The sequence below is a fragment of the Mediterraneibacter sp. NSJ-151 genome (genome assembly GCF_022487435.1).
GTDB lineage: Bacteria > Bacillota > Clostridia > Lachnospirales > Lachnospiraceae > Schaedlerella > Schaedlerella hominis.
The window spans coordinates 88,337-107,746 of sequence record NZ_JAKVPP010000013.1; the positions used below are offsets into that span (position 1 = coordinate 88,337).

Below are 19,410 nucleotides of genomic sequence, written 5' to 3' on the forward strand. Positions count from 1 at the left end.
CTATGGAAGGAAAATATTTTTTTAATAACAAAGATATCACGATGAACCTGTGTATCCAGATCCGGGATGTGATCGACATCATCAAGGAACGGAGCCATCTTTCTTTCCAGGATGCCGCCGGAGCCTTTTACCATTCTAAGACGTATCAGGCTCTGCAGAATACCGAGAATACGCTTTGGGCGGAGTCAGCGGGCTATATCGCAGACCGGTTCTACGAAGAACAGGAACAAAAAGAATTACAGACAAACTGAAGATTTAAGCACTTTGTTTAAGAAGGGAACTACCTATAGGATAGGCGGTTCCTTTTTTTGTGCGGAAAGGAATGTGCATGAAATCCAATGATCAACCAAAAGAAACTATCCATAAACAAACTCACAGGAATGTCATCTCCTCTTTTACAGGAAAATACGCATTTCTCAGTAATTTTTATCCGGCTCCTGTTACCTACATGGGGCAGACCTACGCCAATAATGAAGCCGCTTTCCAGGCCCAGAAGACCTGCTGCGCGAAAGAGCAGCAGCAATTCTCTATTTTCCGCCTGCACAATCCGGCAGAAGCCAAAAAGCGTGGAAAGAACCTCACGCTGCGCCCGGACTGGGATAAGGTAAAGATTTCCCTGATGTATGAAATCTGTATGTGTAAATTCATGCAGAACCCTGAGCTGCGGGATGCCCTGATTGCCACAGGAAACAGTGTTCTTGAGGAAGGCAATACCTGGGGCGATTACTTCTGGAGCAAGGTCAACGGCCATGGGGAAAACCAGTTAGGGCTTATCCTGATGGACGTGCGTGAAAAGCTGAAATGGAGCATGGGAATGGAAAATGAGATTGCATAACGAGGTGAATGAACTATGGAAGAAAAGAAACAGACGGTCTTGACGCTGAAATTCATCGGCATAGATGATTTTTCTTGTCCAACTTATGAGGATCAGTACGGACAGTTCTGGAAAGACCTTAACCTGGGGAAATCCGAAACCCCGGACTTGTATTCTACTACGAGGAATGACCTGGATGGGGAGCCAGTATCCCACATCCAGCAGGAATATACCTTTGAGTCAGAACCGTTCCGAAGATCCCCGTATGAGTTCCAGTATATGATGTTAAGCCGGATGCAGCGTGACTGCGAATATTTTCTCGGCTACGGGAACCGGAGCGTTACCATCTTATCCGAAAGTGATCCGCAGCATCATATTGACCGTATGAAAGAATTGTGGAAGGAGCTTCCTGCTGACGGGAAACCGGAATGGCTGACCTGGGAGCAGCTCCTGAACTATGAAAAAGAATTGTGTAACGAATAACCATAATGATTACGAAGGATCTTCCAACCAGGGAGGTCCTTCTTTGGCAAAGGAGGACGATGTCTTATGAAAATAACGATCTATCAGATCATCCCGGAATTGGATCAGGACAGGCTGATGTTTATGCCCCTTTCCTATTTTCAAAAAGCCGGGTATCCATCACCGCCTGCAGAAATTTATGAATCCGTATTCTGCGGAGAAACGGAAGTCGCCACACTGGAAGAAATCTACCGGACATTCAACCGCAAAGATGAAGCGGATGCCCGCTATCTGGAAAAGATCGGTTTCACCGGACATTCCATGTCAGTCTCTGACATTCTGGAAATACAGCACTCACCGGGAGAAAGCCGTTTCTATTTCTGTGATACATTTGGTTTTTCTCAAATAGCATTTCAGAAGGAAAACGCCATGCTGCCAGTTCAGAACCATGACAATATCCCTTTTGAGCAGGTCAATCGGTCCAAGCCCGGTTATCTGGCCTATATGGATAACGGGGGAATTTCTATTCATCCCTGTATCCAGGTCCAGCTCCAACGCTGCAAATACAGTCAGTGCCAGCTCGGCTACCGGCTCCGTTACCGGGAGAAGGAAGGGTTATCCGCACGGCAGAAAGAATTTCTGGAGCGTCCTGCTGTCCTTCTGTTCGAGGATACGCAAGGGCCGGCTCCGGAAGATTTATGGTATCACAGCCCTAACCCTTCGGTTTGGATCTCCAAGCACCCAACACACAGCCCGCTAAACCTGAATCTGGTGGAAGAATGGTGCCAGAGCCAAAATGTAACCTATGAATATCTTTAAAAACAAATGGAGGAAAATCTATGATCAAAGAAAGGAAAGGGGATCTGCTTCGTTCTGATGTTGCCATTATCGCCCACCAGGTCAACTGCCAGGGTGTTATGGGGGCAGGCGTAGCCAGGCAGATCCGGCATCGTATTTTGACGGCAGAACAGTATCGAGCATATCAGCAGCTTTGCAGGAAGAATAAAGAGGAACTTTTAGGATCCTGCTCTTTGATGCTGCGGATGGATACCGGCACCACTCAGTATGTAGCGCATCTGTTTGCCGAGAATATTCCCACAGGCAGAGGATTAGATACCGATTATGCAGCACTGAGACAGAGCCTGACTGCCATGATGTTCCTGGCAGCACAGCGGGAATTATCGCAGATTGCCATTCCCGGTTATCTGGGATGCGGGCTTGCAGGCGGTAACTGGGAGACGGTCTACAGCCGTATCCTTATGCCTCTGTTTTCTGAGTCTTGCTTTACCCTTACCATCCTGTACCTGCCGGACAGCATCCGGCGTCTCTGGACAGAATTTGGAGACATCCCTATGAACCCGGAAACAGAATGTATTGAGCAAGCCTGGCACGGATTTTCAGCTGGAACACACCGGGAAGAAATCTGGCACTGGTTTGAAGAGACATTTCAGATCAGCGTGGCGCAAGCTCTTATGTACTCAGGCAATCCGAATAGAATAATGAGGTAATCGAATATGAAAGAAAAGATAAAATGCAGTGAATGTGAATTTTGCAATTCCTTTCGTCCCTACGGTAACAGCCGGGCATCTTTTCGCTGTAAGCATCCGGATCAGCATTATATTTTTGATTATTTTCAGGAACATAGAATGTCGAAAGATCCAGGATTCCTGGATTATGGAAAGGCCTGGTCCGATGAGGTTCCGCTAAAGACCTCTCCGGCATGGTGTCCGAAGAAGAAAAGCAAATAACAAATGACTTGGAGCCGCCCTCACGGACGGCTCCTTTCTATGTTTCCGGATCGAATTTGTAGCCTACACCCCAGACAGTCCGAATGTATTGCCTGTCAGTATACTCCCGAAACTTCTTCCGGATGCTGTAAATCATACACTCAACCTTGGCATCCACACTTACAGGGATGTCATCCCAGACTGCTTCATAGATCTGTTCTTTGGTAAATACCCAGCCTGGATGATTTACAAGAAGCAGTAAGATATCAAACTCATAATGTGATAGAAATACTTCATTCTCCGCTGCTAATATCCTCCGCTGATCTGGATAAATAACAAGCCCACGAAAAACGATCTTTCTTATGTTCTCTTCCTCACATTTATACTTAGCAGAATATCTTTTTAATACAGCCATAATTTCATTTAAAATAGCCTTTTCTGTATCATCAAATTCTGCGAGTAAAATATATCCTATATTCCCATCTCCAATCAAATAACTTTTTCTAACGGGTTCATATAGATTGCAGCCCTTACTCTGTACACAATTTGCCATTCTTTATTTCATAAATTTTATCTGCCTCTTCTGCAAGTAGTTTACTATGAGTCACCACAATTACACTTTTTCCCAATTCGTGTGCAGTTTTCTTTAGCAATTCAATAATTTCCCCTGCCGTATCCTCGTCCAAATTTCCAGTGGGTTCATCCGCTAAGAGCACCTTGGCTTCACTTGCCAAAGCACGGGCAATCGCCACACGCTGCTGCTGACCACCGGAAAGCTGCAGCACATTCCGCTTCCAGTCTTCCCTTGGAATACTGACTTCCTGTAATAGCTTCTCTGCATCTTTCTTTCCACCTAGCTTCACATTTTCTTCCGTTGTCAAATAATCGATCAGGTTGTAGTTCTGAAAAACAAGAGAGATATCGTGCCTCCGGTGATAATTCAGCCCCTTTTTACGAATATTCTCTCCATTATAAAGAATGGCTCCTGATACCGGGTTATCCAAGCCCGCCAAAAGGGAAAGGAATGTGGTTTTTCCTGAACCACTGGAACCGACAATCGCATAGAACGTAGCTTCCTCAAAAGTGGCAGATACATTTTTCAGAATTATTTTATCCCGCTTCGATTTATAAGAGTATAAGACATTTTTCGCCTCTAAAATCATTTCCATTCCTCCTAACTCATTTCGCTTAAAATATCTTTCGGGTTCTTGCGGAAAATCAGGACGCTTGCCGCACCTGTAGATAAAACAATCAAGACACCTACGCTAAGACTATCTGCAAGCAGCATAGTAGAGGTAATCTCTGTTTCTACATCCGTGACGGTAAGTTCCGGCGCCTGATAATCGGTGGCAACTTTGCCCGTATCCATTTCATCCTGCAATTCGGCCTGTTGTGCCTGCTGACCCACCAGATAATCAGCAGCGGCATTGGAAACTGCCGGAGCAATCAGGAACGAAAGTGCAAGCGCCAAAACTCCGATCAGAACAGCTTCGGTTAAAATCTGCAAAAATATCTTTCCCTTTGCAATTCCAATGGACAAAAGTATGCCAATCTCATTTGTTCTGTTCCTGATCCAGAAAATAAAAATCAAAAACAGGATCACAAAGCTTGCTCCGGTCACGACCAGAAGCAGCGTGTTACTGATTTTTTCCAAATCATTGAAGTTGGAAGCCATTGTGTCAAGATTTCCGTTGTTGTCGATCAAATCATACCATTGCCAGTTAATATCCGTTTTCTTGATGGCCTCCTTTACCGCATCGTAATCATCCACATTTGTCACTTTAAAATAAGCCTTTTCATACAGCGGATCATCCTGCTCCACCTTCTCAGGAAAATGTAAATCCGTGAAAATAACGTTTTCGGAACGGTACGTATCACCGGACATATAAGGTTTCATCTGTTCTTTTACCTGATAGATTCCTACAATCGTTGCCTCCTGCACGGGTTCCTCCGCTTTTACTGAGTGAAATTGTAGATGGTCACCGACCTTTAGCTGGTTTTTTTCTGCCAAATCTTCGGAAATGACACAAACATTTGTATCATCCTTTGTTGTCATCCGTCCCTCCAGGATGGTGACATTGCCACTGAGGACATTGGCGTCCATTGACATAACCCGGTTACCGATCAGGGCCACACCTTGAAAATCATTGGTCTGATCCACGCTGGCATCTTCAATCCGTTCAAAGTTTGCCTGTTTCACTGCTGTGGGAACCGTCGTTATATTATAGTCGGCAATTCCCTCCACAGCAGCAATCTTTTCAATATCGTCTGATTTTAACGACTCAAAAGAATTATCCGTTGTTACATTCCAATTTTCAGAACCATTAACAGTAATTTTTTCCTGATGTACTCCACCATAACTTCCCTGGCCGTCCGGATTAAGTTCTAATATCTTGTTACAGGCTTCTTCCAATCGTTGGCTTCTGTTTTCTGGATTATATTCCAGTAAAAATCCTGCGCCGATGGCCTGCCGTGTACTGTCTTTCGTAGCAATGTTTGCAGAACGGCTTGCCATACCAGACAGGAAAAGCAGACTGATGATACAAACTACAAGCAGAAGCAGCAGACTTTTAACCGGCTTTCTAAAACAGGAACGAATTGCCCGTTGAAATAAGTTCATCGTATTATCCCTCCATTCGTGACAGAATATCTTTCGGATTTGCACGGATTACTGGCAGCAAAGACAGCAATACAGCAATCACAACCACTCCGCTGCCAATCCCCAATAGCAATGCGATATCGGTAAATTGTAAGGAAACCTGCAGAGAAACGCCTGTTTCCACAGAAGACAGCAACAGTTCTGTAAGGCTTCCTGCAGCCAGCGAACCTAGACCGCAGGAGCAAAGCAGGGCAATGAGAAACACGGCTGCCGCTTCCAAAAGAGCCTGCAAAAAGATAGTGGCTTTCTGTTCGCCCAAGCTGATAAATACAGCCATTTCCTTTTGTCTGCTCCGCATCCACATACAAAGCAGTAGGGAGACAATCACCGTGCCGGCGAAAAAGGTAAGCAAACGCATTAGAGATACTACCCTTGTTATTTGTGTTAATGGGGCTTTCATCTGCTGATACAGGACATCCGACGTGGTAATGTCCGCTTTATCCTGCAAAATGCCCTGTATGCTCTCTGCCAATGGATCTAAAAGCTCCGGCTGGCCGGTATATGCCGATACTTTATAAAATCCGCTGCCGTCAAATAATTCTAAATATGCTGTATTATCTATATAAATCTGATTTTCCATCCGATAGACGGCAAGTGTATTGTTTTCCTGCTGGCTTTCATTGCCAGTAAGATATTCCCCAATCACTTCCACGGTAACAGCTTTTCCGTTTTCTGTTTCAAAAGAAAGTGTATCGCCGATCTGCAAACCATTGTATTCTGCAAATCCTGCATTAATGACGGCGCCATATTTAGTTTCCGGCTTGATCAGTTCACCGTCTGTCAACCGATAAGACTGATCTGCAAAGGGACTGTCTGTATCCATATCATCAAAGGATAGCAGGCTGACTTTCAAGTTGTCCGGTTCTGTGGAAGTGCTTGCCGTAACTGGCGCAAGATCCGTTAAATATGCGGATTGCTGCCCCATTCGATTGATGGACGTTACCTCCACTAAATTTTTAATCGTTTCGGCTTCTTTATCTGTAATCGGATAGGCGATGTCTGAAATTTCACATACCACTTTTGCTCCTGCTTTTTCCTGCATGGCAGCCTCTGTGCTTTCTGTGGCGTGTAAAATCATGTTTGTACTGAGGATCATGCTGTTGACAAAAAGGAAAATCAACAGCAGCAGCACCGACTTTCCGCGTTTCCGCATCAGATAAAGGAAGCCTCTCTTATAAAAAGGCATCGATCTATCCCTCCTGTTAATTAAACCGGGTAATCAGCACTTTTGTAGCATGGATTTCCCCATCATCCTGTGTTTCTCCATAAACATAAACAGACGTAGATTTTTTTACATCGGAAGCCGTAGCCGCTTCTAATTCCACTGCGCCGGTGGAACTGTTGATGTTGGCAATCTGGAAGGTACAATCTTCTCCATAAGAAACCGTAGTGCTTTCCATGCCGCTTTCCATTCCCTCTGCCGCTGATTTTGCTATCTGCCCATCATCCTGATCGGGAACGACCTGAAAACTTCCGTCCTGAAAATCGGCTACGCTGCCTCTTAAACTAGCTGTCTCTAACAAATCGTCCAGATTTGTCGAATTTTCGTTGCCATCATCAGATGCGCCTGTGTCTCCAGCTTGATTTTCGCTCTGACTGTTCACAGAAGTCCCATTGTCTGCTGTCTGTTCCCCTTTGGAATTTCCACAGCCTGCCAGTGAGAGTGCAAAAATCAAGACTCCAGTTACCATTACTAATTTCATATGTTTCATTTGACATAGCTCCTTTCTGTTTTATGGGCCTATCATACAAAAAAACTTCTGTAAAACTCATCTAAGAAATAAAGAAATCGACCTCAGTTTTTAGAGAACTTTTAGAGGATTTCTTTGCTATACTTGTTATACTGATGATATGAACTAAAAAAGGATGAATGGATTATGAAAATATTGCTTCTGGAGGATGACCTGGATCTATGCGATCTGATACAGAAAGAATTATCCAAAAGCGGGCATACCGTAGACTGCTGTAATGACGGGGAAACAGCCATGCTTTACGCACTCAATAAAGATTATGGCTATGACCTTGCCCTTGTTGACCGGATGCTCCCCATTATAGATGGACTGACAATAATCAAGGCGATGCGAAGAAAGGACATACAGATTCCGGTTATTATTATTACCGGTATGTCTGCCCTCGATGACCGGATCGATGGTCTGGACGGCGGAGCGGACGATTATCTGGTTAAGCCGTTTCATATCCGGGAGTTACTTGCCCGGATAAGGGCATTAACCAGGCGCTCCAAAGAGATCCATGACGATGTAATATTAACTTACGGGGATCTGCAGTTTGACAGAGAAATAAGGGAATTGACCTGCCATGAGCAAAAATTAGACCTGACAGGAAAAGAGGCGGAGCTTCTGTATACATTTATGAAACAGCCGGAAACCCTTTTTACAAAAGAACAGCTTGTTTTAAAGGTCTGGGGAACTGACTCGGATATTACTCCAGGAAATATTGATAATTATATTTCCTTTCTAAGAAAAAGGCTGAAAGAGCTTAAAAGCTCCTGTATCATTAAAACAGTATATGCTACAGGCTACAGATTGGAGAACACTCATGCTTAAACAATTATCCAACCGACTACATCTGTTTTTAGCAGGAATCCTAATGGTCATCATTACTTTGATCCTGTGTTTTTCCCTCTGGAATATGTATCAGTCACAACAGCTTGCTGATATATCCTATATTCAACGTATGACTTCCCTGATCATCTATCAGTTGGAGGATGATACTTCTAACCCGCAAGCGGTTCTCTCAAACTATGAAAGTGGGACAAATGTTTACAGCATTTTAGAAGATTCTGAAGGAAAGGTGCTATATCAAAGTATTCCTGATACCGGTACTGACTTTGCCAATCTCTTCCAAAAAATAAGTAACAGCATTTCCACGGAAAGCGCAGCGGACAGTCAGAAATTTCAGACGGTAACGGAACAGGGCGGATTTATAGAAATGGATGGAGCAGATCATGACCACTATTATGCTATCCCGGCTACAGTCAGCACGAAAGGGGGAACAGTTTATACATTAGCTTTATTCTATGAGCGGACATCTATTGTAGACCTGCTGTTACGGGAAGCGCCAAAGTATTTATCTATTTGGATCGTTTCCCTGATCAGCATCCTCTTTATCAGCAGGTTTCTCCTGCGAAAAGCCTTTGAGCCAACTGAGCAGATCCTGCAGAGCCAGAAAAATTTTGTTGCCGCTGCTTCACACGAATTAAAATCACCGCTGGCTGTTATCATGGCAAATGTTGAAGCAGTCCATAATACAGAAATACAAGACCCCCAGGCACAAACCTGCTTGAAAACGATTGACTCAGAATGTAGCAGAATGTCTAAGCTCGTAAGAGATATGCTTCTCCTTGCGTCTTCTGATGCTGATAAATGGACCATCCAGAAGAATGATGTAAATATTGATACACTATTGATTACACTGTATGAAGCGTTTGAGCCAGTATGTATCCGTAAATCCATCTTCTTAAAACTTGATATTAGTGAAGAAAGCTACCCTGTACTCTATACAGACCGGGAACGACTGTTCCAGATCTTAAGTATCTATCTTGATAATGCAGTCTACTATTCACCAGAAAACAGCACCATTGAGATACGAACAAAACAGACTTCTAAAGAATTGACCTTTTATGTTGTTGATCATGGGTGCGGAGTGGCTGAAGAAGACAAACCTTTTATATTTAACCGTTTTTACTGTGCAGATAAATCACGAACAGATAAATCTCATTTTGGCCTGGGATTAAGTATTGCGAAAGAACTCTCAAGAATACTTGGAGGCAAAATAGGATTTGAAGATACGGCTGGTGGCGGGGCCACATTTTATTTGACTATACCTCTGAAATAATGAAACAAAATAGTCAAAGATTAATTATATGTATAAACAAACGGGATATTAATTGGAGCCGCCCACTTTGGACGGCTCCTTTTCGCTGACTTATATGTCCTTTTCATCCAGCAGAAAGTCGATAATATTATAATGGACAATTCCATTCCTGCTCATATCTACGATGTCGCTGCTGATCACATATTTCGGATAATTGTCATCGATCTTCTCCAGATTGCCAAATTCTCTTGCAATGCAGTCCTCTGACAATACATAGGCCACCTGGATATAGAGTTTCTTCTGCCCTTTGTAACATACGAAGTCAATTTCCTGAGTATCCAGCTTGCCTACTTTCACGTCATATCCCCGGCTTAACATTTCCAGATACACCACGTTCTCAAACAATTTGCTTGTATCAATCTGTTCGCTTGCTTTGCTCACATTGCGAAGCCCAATATCACCCGCATAATACTTTTCTGTTGAAGCCAGGATGTTTTTCCCCTTAATATCATATCTTTCCGCTTTTGAAAGAATCATACCTGCCTGCAGCTTATCAATATAATTAAGTACCGTGTCCACCGTTGTTGACTGCCCGCCTGTGGTCAGCGCCCGGCAGATGGATCTTGCCGAGAACGGGTTCCCAATATTGTCCAACAGAAATTCCAGCAGCTTTCGCAAAAGACTCTCATTGCGGATGGCATATCTGGAGAGAATATCTTTCATCACGACAGAATCATAAACATCCTCCAGATATGTGCGGACGGAATGTTCATCCGGCAGCACCAGGCGCATCGGAAGGCCGCCATATTTTAGATAATCCGTAAAAAGCTGTTCTCTGGTATAAGGAAGCCCATTGATCTCATAAAATTCCTGTATCTCAGACAACACAAAAGGATACACATGAAAAGAAACATATCTTCCTGCCATATTTGTTGCCAGTTCACCGGACAGCAATTTGCTGTTAGAACCGGTCACATAGATATCACAGTCAAAATCAATCCGGAAGGAAGGGATAACTGAGTGCCACTCTTTTACATGCTGGATCTCGTCAAAAAAAAGATATACTTTGCCGTCCACCTGCTCTGCCCGTTCCGTGACATACCGATAGAAGTGATCAGCATCCTCTAGCTTTTTAAACCGCCGGGACTCAAAATTGATCTCTATGATATTTTCCCTTGGCACTCCACGCTCCAAAAGAACATCCCGGATCTGCGAAAGCAGGATGGTCTTTCCGCTTCTTCTAAGGCCAATCAATACTTTGATCAGATCCTGGTCAATGAATGGACGTATCTTATCCAGATACAAATTTCGTCTTATCATCTCCATACAATCCACGTCCTTCGTTAGTTTTGTCATTATTATACCTCATACTTTTATTATAATCAACTTATTGTCTGTTTATACAAGGACAATTATATTCTTATAGTTACTTACAACAGGTTCGATTTCTCCTTCATCTGTTCCCGGCTCGTATTGGTATAGATCAGCGTGGTCCGCTCGCTGGCATGTCCGGCCTGATTTGCGACTTCCGCAATTGTATATCCCATCTCCAGGGCATGAGAGCAGAAGTAATGCCGGAGCGAGTGCGGTGTAATCCGGTCCGAACACTGATTGAAAAAACGGCTCACACTGCTGCGGTGGAGCTTTCCGCCATTCCTGCTGACAAACAGGTACTCAGACTGAGAGTTTCTTACCTTCAGATACTCCCGGACTGCATGGATGATCTTGTCATTGATGAACACGATCCGCTGCTTATTGCCTTTTCCAGTCACCAGCAGTTCCCTTGCCTGAAAATCAATATCTGTCAGGCCAATACTGATACACTCGCTGACACGCAGGCCGGCATATGCAAGGATCACCGCAATCGCATAGTTTCTCTTTCCAGTATCCACAAGTACCTTCTGGAGAAACGCCTCCACATCTTTCTTTTCTATTTCCGCCGGGCTTGCAATTTCCTGCTGGAATTTCAGCCGGTCCTCTGCCGTGATGACCAGATCTTTCTGAACTCCAATCTGCACCAGGAACTCATTAAAGCTGGTCAGAGAGGACAGTTTCGTATCAATGCTTTTAAACTTCAGTTTCTTAATGTTCTGCAGGTATGACCGAAAATCCAAAATGTTGGTATGGTAAAGCAGCGTCGGCGCCTCCCCGAAGGTATCCATATACCACCGGTAATATTCATTTACATGACCGCTATAGGTCTTAATGGTATTCTCTGACTTGCCCTGTCCTCTCAGGAACTTTTTATAATCATCCAGTAATGCCACGGTTTTCCTTCCTCTCTGCGATTATGTTGCGCTCACTTCTCCGTGAGATTTGCGTAATTATGTTGCGTCCAGATAGGATTTCTTCTGTCTTTCATGCCTCCAACACAACATAATTGCTATTATGTTGCGTTCAGAAAATGGCACGGTTCTGACACGCTTCCTATATATAATCCATACGTTTCATGACATAAAAACGCAAAAAGGACAGCAGATTTTTTCCGCTGTCCGATCTGGATGATTACAGGGGGCAGCTTAGGTGCTGCTCACCCTTTTGAAAATCCGCTTCCCGTCTTTTGCCTCAACGGTAAAGCGCTGGCCTGGTTTAAACTGTTTCTTCCGTCTCTGGCTCTCAAGCAGTTCTTCGTTCATCAAACGTTCCCTCCGGAAGTCATGTAGATGAAAGCTCTCCCGATATCTGTGGAAGAAACGCATATAATACTCCCGTCTCCGTGTGAAGATCATATCAGAGTCCCCGTTAATAGAGTTCAGAAGCCTCTGCAACTGTTTGGTGATTCGATAAGGATTGCCATGCCGGTTCATATAGAGTTTTCCGTATTTACTGGATGCCTTCAAAACAGTCCTCCCGTCAAGGTCACTTTTCCGCAGCGTTACCGCATCCCCTGTCCGGATCGGCATCTGGTACATCAGCCCGATAAACGCCGCTTTTTCCAGTTCCCCTTCCACAATGAATTTCTTCATCAGTCGCTTCCCCATTTTTGCTTTTTCATAGGAAATCATCCTCCGTCTTCTCCTTTCCTGACAGCCTCCAGGATTTTCTGGCCCTGCTGTACAAACACCTGTTTTTCCGGTTCTTTTTCATAAATCTTCCAGAGCCGCTGATGCAGAGTTTCCAGATCCCTGACATCTCCCTGTGTGTTATTTGCCAGCATCCGGAGGAAAGGGAAGATCATTGTATGCCGGATATTCTTCCCAGCCAATACAGACTTCTGTTCCTGTCCATACACTTCATAGAGGCATCCCAGGATAATATCCGGATCTGTAATAAACCTGATTTCAGGTTTCACCCATTCCTTTTTCATGTTCGCCCTCCTGACAAGATCACTCGTACCGATCAGCCCGGACTGTCAGGCCATCCAGTCTGATTTTGGGAACTCCCACAAGATACCAGTCATCATCCATTTCAATCCGGACCGGCACCCAATCTCCATCCATCTCTACATCAAAACAGTCTCCGCAATGCAGACCGCCGTAGTAGCTGCCATTTCCAAAATAGATGTCATACCTCCCAGACTCCCGGTCATAACATAAAACGCCTTTTTTCTTTACCATAGAAATTTCCTCCTGTATTTTTCTTTTCATAAGAACAATAGGGCTGCATTTTCATAGAGTGGATGATCTTCTGTTTATTCAATACGATATCTTCCCTTAACGCTTCATATGGCTCTGTTACTTATTTCATACGTATGAGGTGCGTAAATAGCAACTTTTTTTGAAAATCAGAAACGAAACCATATTTTGTTGTATTTTCGTTTGACATACACTACATATAGTAATATACTTATTTTGTAATCATTAATTGTGTTTATCCGGAAAAGGATATGCTGTTTAGGTTTGTAATCAGTCAGTGAGATATTCTGCCACCAGGGCAGTATCTTCTGGCTCTTTTTATTTTGCAGAAATTTCTGTACGAAGTTTGAGAATGAGCACCCGGCATCATTCTCTTTTTTTATGCCTGAAAGCAGGAAAGGAGGATTGGATGAACTTTCCGGAGGAACACCCACAAGAAAGGAGAAAAGAATGGATTTAGAATTTAGTATTGTATTATTTGAAAATGAAGGTTACGCAACAACAAGAGGAGAGAAGGGTGTACAGGATATTCTGGCAGCCAAAGCTGATACCGGATATATCAAGAACGACACCTATCCCATTATTTTCAGCTTGCACCCATATTGTTGGAAATGGTGGATCAGTCTGAAGCACCAGAGACTCAACTTCTCAATGTTTTCTGCTGATTCCTGGCTTGACAGACCTTTAAGGAAGAATAAACCTATCCAGCAGCGGTTAATCGCCGCACTGAAAGATTGGCAGAAGAAATACTTACGGGCAAATGAGACGATCAAGTTGATCAGCAGTGGTAAGCATATCCTGTATCACTGTGACGTGGAAACCGTATGCGGAGATGCAGAAATCTACTGTTTTGATTCTGTCATCGATACTATGGAGGATCATGCTCAGGCAGAGATCATCACAGGGAACTCTTTCATTAAGAATGTTCAGGGAAACGCTCAGATCCAATGCCTGGATGACCATGCTATGATTACTAATTTGTGCGAGAATGCAGTTGTTCATAAGATGAAAGATATTTCACTTATTCGTCATGCATATAGGGATAGCCAGATCCATACCATGCAGAGCAACTCCCGTATTCTGAGCTTGAATGGAAATACACGGGTTGGGACAATGAACGGTCATGCAATCGTTGACCGGGCATCGGGCCAGTCAGTCATTGAAAAGGTTTCGTGTGGCTGCGCTGTCCTGGGATTATCCCATGACGTTCAAATCAAAAAAATAGAATCCGGAGCTACAGTCCTCCCGCTTCATGTGGATGGTTACCATGGCTCGACCATGCCGTTCTCATAATAGAAACTGTAGTAAATATCTTATGAATTGAAGACCGGGCAGCCTGCGCCGCCCGGTCCCTTCTTAATTACTCCACATCCCGGAAATACCGGATGCACTTCATCAGTTCCACTGCCAGCTCCTGGTACAGATCTTCATCAAATCTTCTGTTCACCAATGAATACTTAATCAACAGCGGCCTGTACATTGCAAAAATCTCTGCCTTCGCATCCATGTCCCCAGCTTTTGCCCGGAATAATAATTCATCAAAGCTCATCTTAGTTATCCCCCAATCTTTTGCGTATTTTACGGATTGCATAGAAATAGATATCCTTGCATCTTTGTGTTGTCCTTCCGGTCATCTGGCCAATCTTCTTAAATGTATACTCCTCAAATACATGGAGATAGATCAGCTCCCGTTCTGTATCACTGAGCATCAGCAGCGATTTTACAAGTTTCTCATTCGAGAGTTTATCCCACTCCGGGAACTCACCTGCAGACTCTTTGAGCAAAATCTCTTCCCGCTCCTGGATCTCCCTTATCTCCTCAAAAGTGATCCGTTCTTCAATCTCCGCAATTTCCTCCATCAAGAAGGAGTTCTTCTCTGTACGTATCTTTTTGTCCAGGTAACTGCTCCTGCGCCCTTTGATAAACTCCAGTAAATATGCTGTAAAATGGTTCTTGGTCCGATCTCCTGTATAGGTATGTTTTTCATTCATATATTGATTCCTCCTGAATTTCATCTGTAGTTTCGAAGAAATTCAGAAGGCTGGCGGCGAGCGGCACCCTGGCAGTCTTTGTTTCCGCGTCCACGATAAAAAAATAAGACCGAAAGCTGCCAATGGCAGCCCGATCCTATACGGAGGATTTAACTTTTCATTAGAATACGCAGTATATGTAGTCGAAGCCAACACATATATTGCGCATATAAAAGTTTCTTCATCTGCAAAAAGAAGCAGGATTTTTTTGAAATTGTTTCAGATAGCCTCCAATCCATCCGGCTGTTCACACCTTATCTTCCGTAGATTTCCCTCTTTATATGCGTTATATCGCTTATGTACACGCATGATAACGCATTTCATATACTGCTTGTCTGCGGTAAAATATATGCAGGAAATGAGGTGATTGGATGTATAGACAACGATTGGGGGATGCTGTAAAAGAAGCCCGAATGGAGTTGGATTTATCGCAGAATACGCTCGCAGAACGTTCCCACGTATCCCTTCGTACAATTTCAGATATTGAAAATTATAAGGCGAACCCTCGTTTTGACAGTCTCTGCTCCCTGGCGTCCTATCTGAACATTTCTATTGATGCGGTGATCAAAGACCGTAAGAACAATAGCGGCAGTACGACGATGCAGCAGATCCTGGTGGAACTTGAGTCCTGCTCAGAAGAAGAGCAGGTTATTGTGCTGCAGACGCTGCGAGGCCTCTTGAAAGGACTACATACCCGGACAGAGAACCCCACATAACCACCTCTTCTGCCATTGTAAAATACACTTCTCGGAAATCTTTATAGAAGTTCTATGGATTTTCTATGGAAATTCTGAAAAAACGGTAAAAAAGAGGGAGAACTACTGCAAGTTCTCCCCAAAGATCTGTATCACATATTTCTAAATGCTGCCATGGCATCCGCAATATCCTGCATCGTTCTTTCATCAATCGGAGGCCCTTCCTCGTTTAAATCCTCAATCACGACCTCTGCTGGCTGCTTTTCTACCTCCAGCTGTATCTGCTGGCTGGTTGAAGTTCCAGCGTCTGTAGCAGGAGCCTGGACAGCAATTCGCTCCATTTCCTGCCGTACCAAAAGACGCACCATCGCCTGGATGCTTTCCTGGGAAACACCCATATCTCCTCCAGACTTCTTCCCTGTATACTGCAGGATCGCTTCCGCAATCAGAGCCGCCTTTTTCTCCGTACCGTTCAGGATCTCCACGACTTCCAAATGCTCCGGATTTTTCTTATCAAATCCTATCGTAAATACATATGGATTTTTCTTTCCCACGATCATCACTTCCCTGCTATAGAACTGCGGTACAGGATGCCGTACCCTTTCGCATTTGCAAAAATATCATCAATAAACTGATACTTGATCAGACGGCTGGAGCTTTCCAGAAACCGCCGAAGTAAGATAGCTCCGCCTCCGATGAATATGGTATAGGTGGATTTGGTGTCAATGCCACGTTCTCGGACACTGCTGAGCAGGTCAGTCACAAAATTCCGGGCCATTTCTTCCACGGTATGTACCACCATTTCCGGATAATATTCCGTCTTGCCTTCCAGGATACTGTCAATGTCAGTTTCCTCCAGCAGCATATCGTGATCCCCGTTGACACTGGAAATGATATCGTTATACATGGTGATGACACCCTTTTCCATGGAATCGCAATAGTCTAGACATGGGCTTCCACTACGCATCAGCAGAAAATCCGATGTAAATCCGCCAATGTCAATCCCTACTGCCTTGGGAATCTGCCGGATTTTTTCTCCCTCGGTCATCATAGCGGCATACGCCTGGGGATATACAGCTACGTCCCGGATGCAGGTATGGTAGGTTCTTCCGTTATACACCAGATCCTGCACCTTTCCATCTCCCAGGAAATACTCCCGATACCGCTCCGCCAGTTCTGCGTAATGCTTGGGTGGCACACCAATCGGCAGTGACACCTGCACCACGTCTTCATCCGTTACCTGACCGGTACGCTCCAGTTCCTTCGCAATAGCAAATCTCGTCAGGATGGAAAAGCGTTCATCCTGAGTCTTGTCCCTCTGATACGGGATCCGCTTTCCGCTCAAAACATAATACTTCCCGTCAGTCTGAAGGAAATCCTCCCGTCCCGCAGGCTTACGGTCTGTGGAAGAGAGCCCCGTGGTGAAAAGAAAATGGGGGGTCTTCATGTTCCGGTTCCCGTGATCCACGGGGATAGTCAATTTTTTTATCATAATGCGTCACTCTCCTTATATTGTTTTCTACTTATTTCATACGTAGGAGATATGTAGATAGCAACTCTGGAAAGAAAATTATTGAGATTTTTTATTTAGGATAGCATTTGAGAAGTGTCTTTGGTAGAATGAATACAGCAACAAATTGGAATTTGAGGTGGAAATATGGCATCAAGCAAGGAATATTTAGAGTTTATTTTAGGGCAGTTATCTGAGTTAGAAGAAATTACTTATCGAGCTATGATGGGAGAATTTATTATCTATTATCGTGGCAAGATTGTAGGTGGTATCTATGATGATAGATTGCTTGTTAAACCAGTGAAATCGGCAATTAGTTATATGCCGACAGCTCCGTATGAATTACCCTATGAGGGAGCAAAAGAAATGTTGTTGGTAGATGAAGTTGATAATAAGGAATTTTTAGCAGGATTATTTAATGCTATGTATGATGAGTTACCAAATTCAAAACCGAAAAAGAAGAAATAATAAACGCCCAGTTTGAAAACTTCATATCCATACACACAAAGCAGTTAGTCTTAGGATTGACTGTTTTTTCATACCCAGAAAGGAGTGATTGATTTATGTGCATGGTTTGGGATAAAGGACACCGTATCAGAGCCAGCGACAAGAACTACGCTCCGCAGGGACAGCAGAAGAAATAGTATTGCTGAATAGATTTTCATTGTAGCGGATATATGGAACTGTTATAATATGGGTATGGTGAAAGCGACAAATTGGAATTTGTGAGGGAGATATAATGGATAAGAGAAAGTATTGGGTAACTCGGTTATTATTTGTACTTTTTACCGTGTCCGTATCCGTTGCAATACTTCCTTGTGGAATAATAAATGTTCATGGATTATTCGGCGAGGTAACTACATATACAGTAATCGAAGATAAAGAACAAGAAATAGTTAATATCAGTTCTATTGAACATGAAAAAAAGCGAACTATAAAAGGTGCAAATACCTTTAATATTTGGTTTGAATCTCTAATAGCAGTTGTATGTATTAGCCTCTATGCTAATTTAGAAAATCTTCCACGAGAAGATACCATAGTTACCTTAAAAGTTCGTTTGGACGATTAAATCTTTTCTGCAAATAAAAAGCAGAAAGGAGAAGAATTGTGTTTGAGCAAGATTATGTAATGAGGCTCATTACAGAAATAATACGAACTATTTTAAAACTATTGTTTAATATTGATACGGCGTCTCCAACAGTAGAGTTGTTGGAAAACAAAGAAGAAAAAGAAACGTTGGAAAATCTGTTAGATATGGTTGACACCGGAAAAATCAATGAAGCAGAAAATAAATTATATGATCTAATCAGTGATACGGACATGAATAGTTTAGAAGTCGCACTACTATTTTATTCCTATTTGAATGACAAAACAGACGATTTTTTAGAAGCAAGTGAATTCAGTAGAGACGAAATTAAATTAGGGATAGAAAATGTAGCAGATATTTTTGGCTTGAGCAATATTACAAAAATGTTTTTAGCAGACGTTTAATCACATTGTCTGGTTATCAGGTTCAATGGATAACCAGACAAATCCGAAGTTGTCGAATTGGAATTTTTCAAGGAGGATTTACAATGAAATGTATGAAATGTCATAACACATTGCACTCAGAAACCGGCGAATTTTCTATGACTATTAACGGAAAAAGTATAAAAGTCATAAATGCACCTGTATTACATTGCAAGAACTGTAATTCGGTAATTATTAGCGACGAAGTAAAAGAAAAGGCAAAAGAATTTTCAAAAGTATATTTATATCCAGACAATACTCTTGATTACGCAGAATGTGAAGCCGGAACGATTATGTCGGTAATGAATTTACTGCTTTGATGACGACAAATCCTAATTTTTCTCTATCAAGGCAGGCGCCGGTTTCCCGGCACCTGCGCTTCATTTACCGCTCCACATAAATGACGGTATTCTGTCTAAATCCATTCTCTTTACAAAAATCCCTGTATAATTCTTCCAATTCCGTCATGTTGTAAGCATCGAGTTCGGTCTCATCTTCCTGACCATCCATGTTGATAAATCCGATCCTGTAAGTACCTCCCCCGGTTGTCACAATTCCTTTTCCTGCTTCTCTGATCGTCATATCCATCCTCCAT

General features: G+C 43.2%; 29 protein-coding genes. 14 read left to right on the plus strand and 15 right to left on the minus strand.

Annotated features, from left to right (window positions below; genetic code table 11):
• Positions 1-2: 2 nt before the first annotated feature.
• The 6 genes from LQE94_RS12570 to LQE94_RS12595 all read left to right on the plus strand — a co-directional run bounded on the left by LQE94_RS12570 (position 3) and on the right by LQE94_RS12595 (position 3,024).
• Positions 3-251 (plus strand): hypothetical protein, encoded by a 249-nt coding sequence (locus tag LQE94_RS12570; RefSeq protein WP_054353166.1) that lies wholly within the window; start codon positions 3-5, stop codon positions 249-251.
• Between the two features lie 77 nt (positions 252-328).
• Positions 329-835 carry an NADAR family protein gene (locus LQE94_RS12575; RefSeq protein ID WP_240577873.1) on the plus strand — a complete coding sequence of 169 codons (507 nt, stop codon included), beginning with the start codon at positions 329-331 and terminating at the stop codon, positions 833-835.
• 15 nt (positions 836-850) lie between these two features.
• Positions 851-1,297 (plus strand): LPD11 domain-containing protein, encoded by a 447-nt coding sequence (locus tag LQE94_RS12580; RefSeq protein ID WP_087317598.1) that lies wholly within the window; start codon positions 851-853, stop codon positions 1,295-1,297.
• Positions 1,298-1,363: 66 nt separating this feature from the next.
• Complete coding sequence (locus LQE94_RS12585; RefSeq protein WP_227061053.1) at positions 1,364-2,095, plus strand: YodL domain-containing protein; 732 nt, start codon at positions 1,364-1,366, stop codon at positions 2,093-2,095.
• 20 nt (positions 2,096-2,115) lie between these two features.
• Positions 2,116-2,784, plus strand: coding sequence for a macro domain-containing protein (locus LQE94_RS12590; protein ID WP_240577874.1), 669 nt, complete (start codon positions 2,116-2,118; stop codon positions 2,782-2,784).
• Positions 2,785-2,790: 6 nt separating this feature from the next.
• Positions 2,791-3,024 (plus strand): hypothetical protein, encoded by a 234-nt coding sequence (locus tag LQE94_RS12595; protein ID WP_240577875.1) that lies wholly within the window; start codon positions 2,791-2,793, stop codon positions 3,022-3,024.
• A gap of 37 nt (positions 3,025-3,061) precedes the next feature.
• Here the strand turns inward: LQE94_RS12595 and LQE94_RS12600 are convergent, their stop codons facing one another.
• The 5 genes from LQE94_RS12600 to LQE94_RS12620 are packed head-to-tail and all read right to left on the minus strand — an operon-like array spanning position 3,062 to position 7,374.
• Entirely contained in the window at positions 3,062-3,556 is a 495-nt protein-coding gene (locus LQE94_RS12600) for a winged helix-turn-helix domain-containing protein (protein ID WP_087282377.1), read from the minus strand.
• Positions 3,534-4,166, minus strand: coding sequence for an ABC transporter ATP-binding protein (locus tag LQE94_RS12605; RefSeq protein WP_240577876.1), 633 nt, complete (start codon positions 4,164-4,166; stop codon positions 3,534-3,536). The genes LQE94_RS12600 and LQE94_RS12605 overlap by 23 nt, the downstream gene beginning before the upstream one ends.
• Before the next feature lie 11 nt (positions 4,167-4,177).
• Positions 4,178-5,623, minus strand: coding sequence for an ABC transporter permease (locus tag LQE94_RS12610; RefSeq protein WP_240577877.1), 1,446 nt, complete (start codon positions 5,621-5,623; stop codon positions 4,178-4,180).
• A gap of 4 nt (positions 5,624-5,627) precedes the next feature.
• Positions 5,628-6,848: an ABC transporter permease gene (locus LQE94_RS12615; protein WP_240577878.1), complete on the minus strand. Its 1,221-nt coding sequence runs from the start codon at positions 6,846-6,848 to the stop codon at positions 5,628-5,630.
• 16 nt (positions 6,849-6,864) lie between these two features.
• Positions 6,865-7,374, minus strand: a complete 510-nt coding sequence (locus LQE94_RS12620) for a hypothetical protein (RefSeq protein WP_240577879.1) — start codon at positions 7,372-7,374, stop codon at positions 6,865-6,867.
• A 162-nt stretch (positions 7,375-7,536) separates the two neighbouring features.
• Here LQE94_RS12620 and LQE94_RS12625 point away from each other — a divergent pair, with 162 nt between their 5' ends.
• Positions 7,537-8,226, plus strand: a complete 690-nt coding sequence (locus tag LQE94_RS12625) for a response regulator transcription factor (protein WP_087282385.1) — start codon at positions 7,537-7,539, stop codon at positions 8,224-8,226.
• Positions 8,219-9,517 carry a sensor histidine kinase gene (locus tag LQE94_RS12630; RefSeq protein ID WP_240577880.1) on the plus strand — a complete coding sequence of 433 codons (1,299 nt, stop codon included), beginning with the start codon at positions 8,219-8,221 and terminating at the stop codon, positions 9,515-9,517. The genes LQE94_RS12625 and LQE94_RS12630 overlap by 8 nt, the downstream gene beginning before the upstream one ends.
• A 90-nt stretch (positions 9,518-9,607) precedes the next feature.
• Here the strand turns inward: LQE94_RS12630 and LQE94_RS12635 are convergent, their stop codons facing one another.
• The 5 genes from LQE94_RS12635 to LQE94_RS12655 form a co-directional block, all read right to left on the minus strand.
• Positions 9,608-10,852: an ATP-binding protein gene (locus tag LQE94_RS12635; RefSeq protein ID WP_227708259.1), complete on the minus strand. Its 1,245-nt coding sequence runs from the start codon at positions 10,850-10,852 to the stop codon at positions 9,608-9,610.
• Between the two features lie 74 nt (positions 10,853-10,926).
• Positions 10,927-11,763, minus strand: a complete 837-nt coding sequence (locus LQE94_RS12640; RefSeq protein WP_087282392.1) for a tyrosine-type recombinase/integrase — start codon at positions 11,761-11,763, stop codon at positions 10,927-10,929.
• A gap of 252 nt (positions 11,764-12,015) precedes the next feature.
• Positions 12,016-12,501 carry a hypothetical protein gene (locus tag LQE94_RS12645; protein ID WP_240577881.1) on the minus strand — a complete coding sequence of 162 codons (486 nt, stop codon included), beginning with the start codon at positions 12,499-12,501 and terminating at the stop codon, positions 12,016-12,018.
• Positions 12,498-12,803: a hypothetical protein gene (locus tag LQE94_RS12650; RefSeq protein WP_177312693.1), complete on the minus strand. Its 306-nt coding sequence runs from the start codon at positions 12,801-12,803 to the stop codon at positions 12,498-12,500. Before LQE94_RS12650 ends, LQE94_RS12645 begins: the two co-directional genes overlap by 4 nt.
• A 19-nt stretch (positions 12,804-12,822) precedes the next feature.
• Complete coding sequence (locus LQE94_RS12655; RefSeq protein ID WP_054353176.1) at positions 12,823-13,053, minus strand: DUF5348 domain-containing protein; 231 nt, start codon at positions 13,051-13,053, stop codon at positions 12,823-12,825.
• Positions 13,054-13,521: 468 nt separating this feature from the next.
• On the opposite strand from LQE94_RS12655, the gene LQE94_RS12660 reads away from it, so the two are divergent.
• Positions 13,522-14,364, plus strand: coding sequence for a hypothetical protein (locus LQE94_RS12660; RefSeq protein WP_240577882.1), 843 nt, complete (start codon positions 13,522-13,524; stop codon positions 14,362-14,364).
• A gap of 67 nt (positions 14,365-14,431) precedes the next feature.
• Here the strand turns inward: LQE94_RS12660 and LQE94_RS12665 are convergent, their stop codons facing one another.
• Both LQE94_RS12665 and LQE94_RS12670 read right to left on the minus strand, forming a co-directional pair.
• The gene (locus LQE94_RS12665) at positions 14,432-14,620 is read right to left on the minus strand and encodes a helix-turn-helix domain-containing protein (protein WP_054353185.1); all 189 of its coding nucleotides are present in this window, start codon (positions 14,618-14,620) and stop codon (positions 14,432-14,434) included.
• A gap of 1 nt (position 14,621) precedes the next feature.
• Entirely contained in the window at positions 14,622-15,062 is a 441-nt protein-coding gene (locus tag LQE94_RS12670; RefSeq protein WP_240577883.1) for a sigma factor-like helix-turn-helix DNA-binding protein, read from the minus strand.
• A 410-nt stretch (positions 15,063-15,472) separates the two neighbouring features.
• Between LQE94_RS12670 and LQE94_RS12675 the strand changes: the two genes are divergently transcribed.
• Positions 15,473-15,817, plus strand: a complete 345-nt coding sequence (locus LQE94_RS12675; protein ID WP_240577884.1) for a helix-turn-helix domain-containing protein — start codon at positions 15,473-15,475, stop codon at positions 15,815-15,817.
• A 131-nt stretch (positions 15,818-15,948) separates the two neighbouring features.
• Here LQE94_RS12675 and LQE94_RS12680 read toward each other — a convergent pair whose 3' ends face one another.
• Together LQE94_RS12680 and LQE94_RS12685 are read right to left on the minus strand one after the other, a co-directional pair.
• A complete protein-coding gene (locus LQE94_RS12680) occupies positions 15,949-16,350 on the minus strand; it encodes a hypothetical protein (RefSeq protein ID WP_140398079.1) in 402 nt (133 codons plus the stop codon).
• 5 nt (positions 16,351-16,355) lie between these two features.
• The gene (locus LQE94_RS12685; RefSeq protein WP_240577885.1) at positions 16,356-17,141 is read right to left on the minus strand and encodes a ParM/StbA family protein; all 786 of its coding nucleotides are present in this window, start codon (positions 17,139-17,141) and stop codon (positions 16,356-16,358) included.
• Positions 17,142-17,453: 312 nt separating this feature from the next.
• On the opposite strand from LQE94_RS12685, the gene LQE94_RS12690 reads away from it, so the two are divergent.
• The 4 genes from LQE94_RS12690 to LQE94_RS12705 all read left to right on the plus strand — a co-directional run bounded on the left by LQE94_RS12690 (position 17,454) and on the right by LQE94_RS12705 (position 19,135).
• The gene (locus tag LQE94_RS12690; RefSeq protein ID WP_003019339.1) at positions 17,454-17,774 is read left to right on the plus strand and encodes a TfoX/Sxy family protein; all 321 of its coding nucleotides are present in this window, start codon (positions 17,454-17,456) and stop codon (positions 17,772-17,774) included.
• A 271-nt stretch (positions 17,775-18,045) separates the two neighbouring features.
• Entirely contained in the window at positions 18,046-18,375 is a 330-nt protein-coding gene (locus LQE94_RS12695) for a hypothetical protein (protein WP_240577886.1), read from the plus strand.
• Positions 18,376-18,413: 38 nt separating this feature from the next.
• Positions 18,414-18,797: a DUF6483 family protein gene (locus tag LQE94_RS12700; RefSeq protein ID WP_240577887.1), complete on the plus strand. Its 384-nt coding sequence runs from the start codon at positions 18,414-18,416 to the stop codon at positions 18,795-18,797.
• Between the two features lie 83 nt (positions 18,798-18,880).
• Positions 18,881-19,135, plus strand: a complete 255-nt coding sequence (locus LQE94_RS12705; protein ID WP_087202395.1) for a YgiT-type zinc finger protein — start codon at positions 18,881-18,883, stop codon at positions 19,133-19,135.
• Positions 19,136-19,199: 64 nt separating this feature from the next.
• Here the strand turns inward: LQE94_RS12705 and LQE94_RS12710 are convergent, their stop codons facing one another.
• Positions 19,200-19,397, minus strand: a complete 198-nt coding sequence (locus LQE94_RS12710) for a hypothetical protein (RefSeq protein ID WP_054353192.1) — start codon at positions 19,395-19,397, stop codon at positions 19,200-19,202.
• Positions 19,398-19,410: the final 13 nt, after the last annotated feature.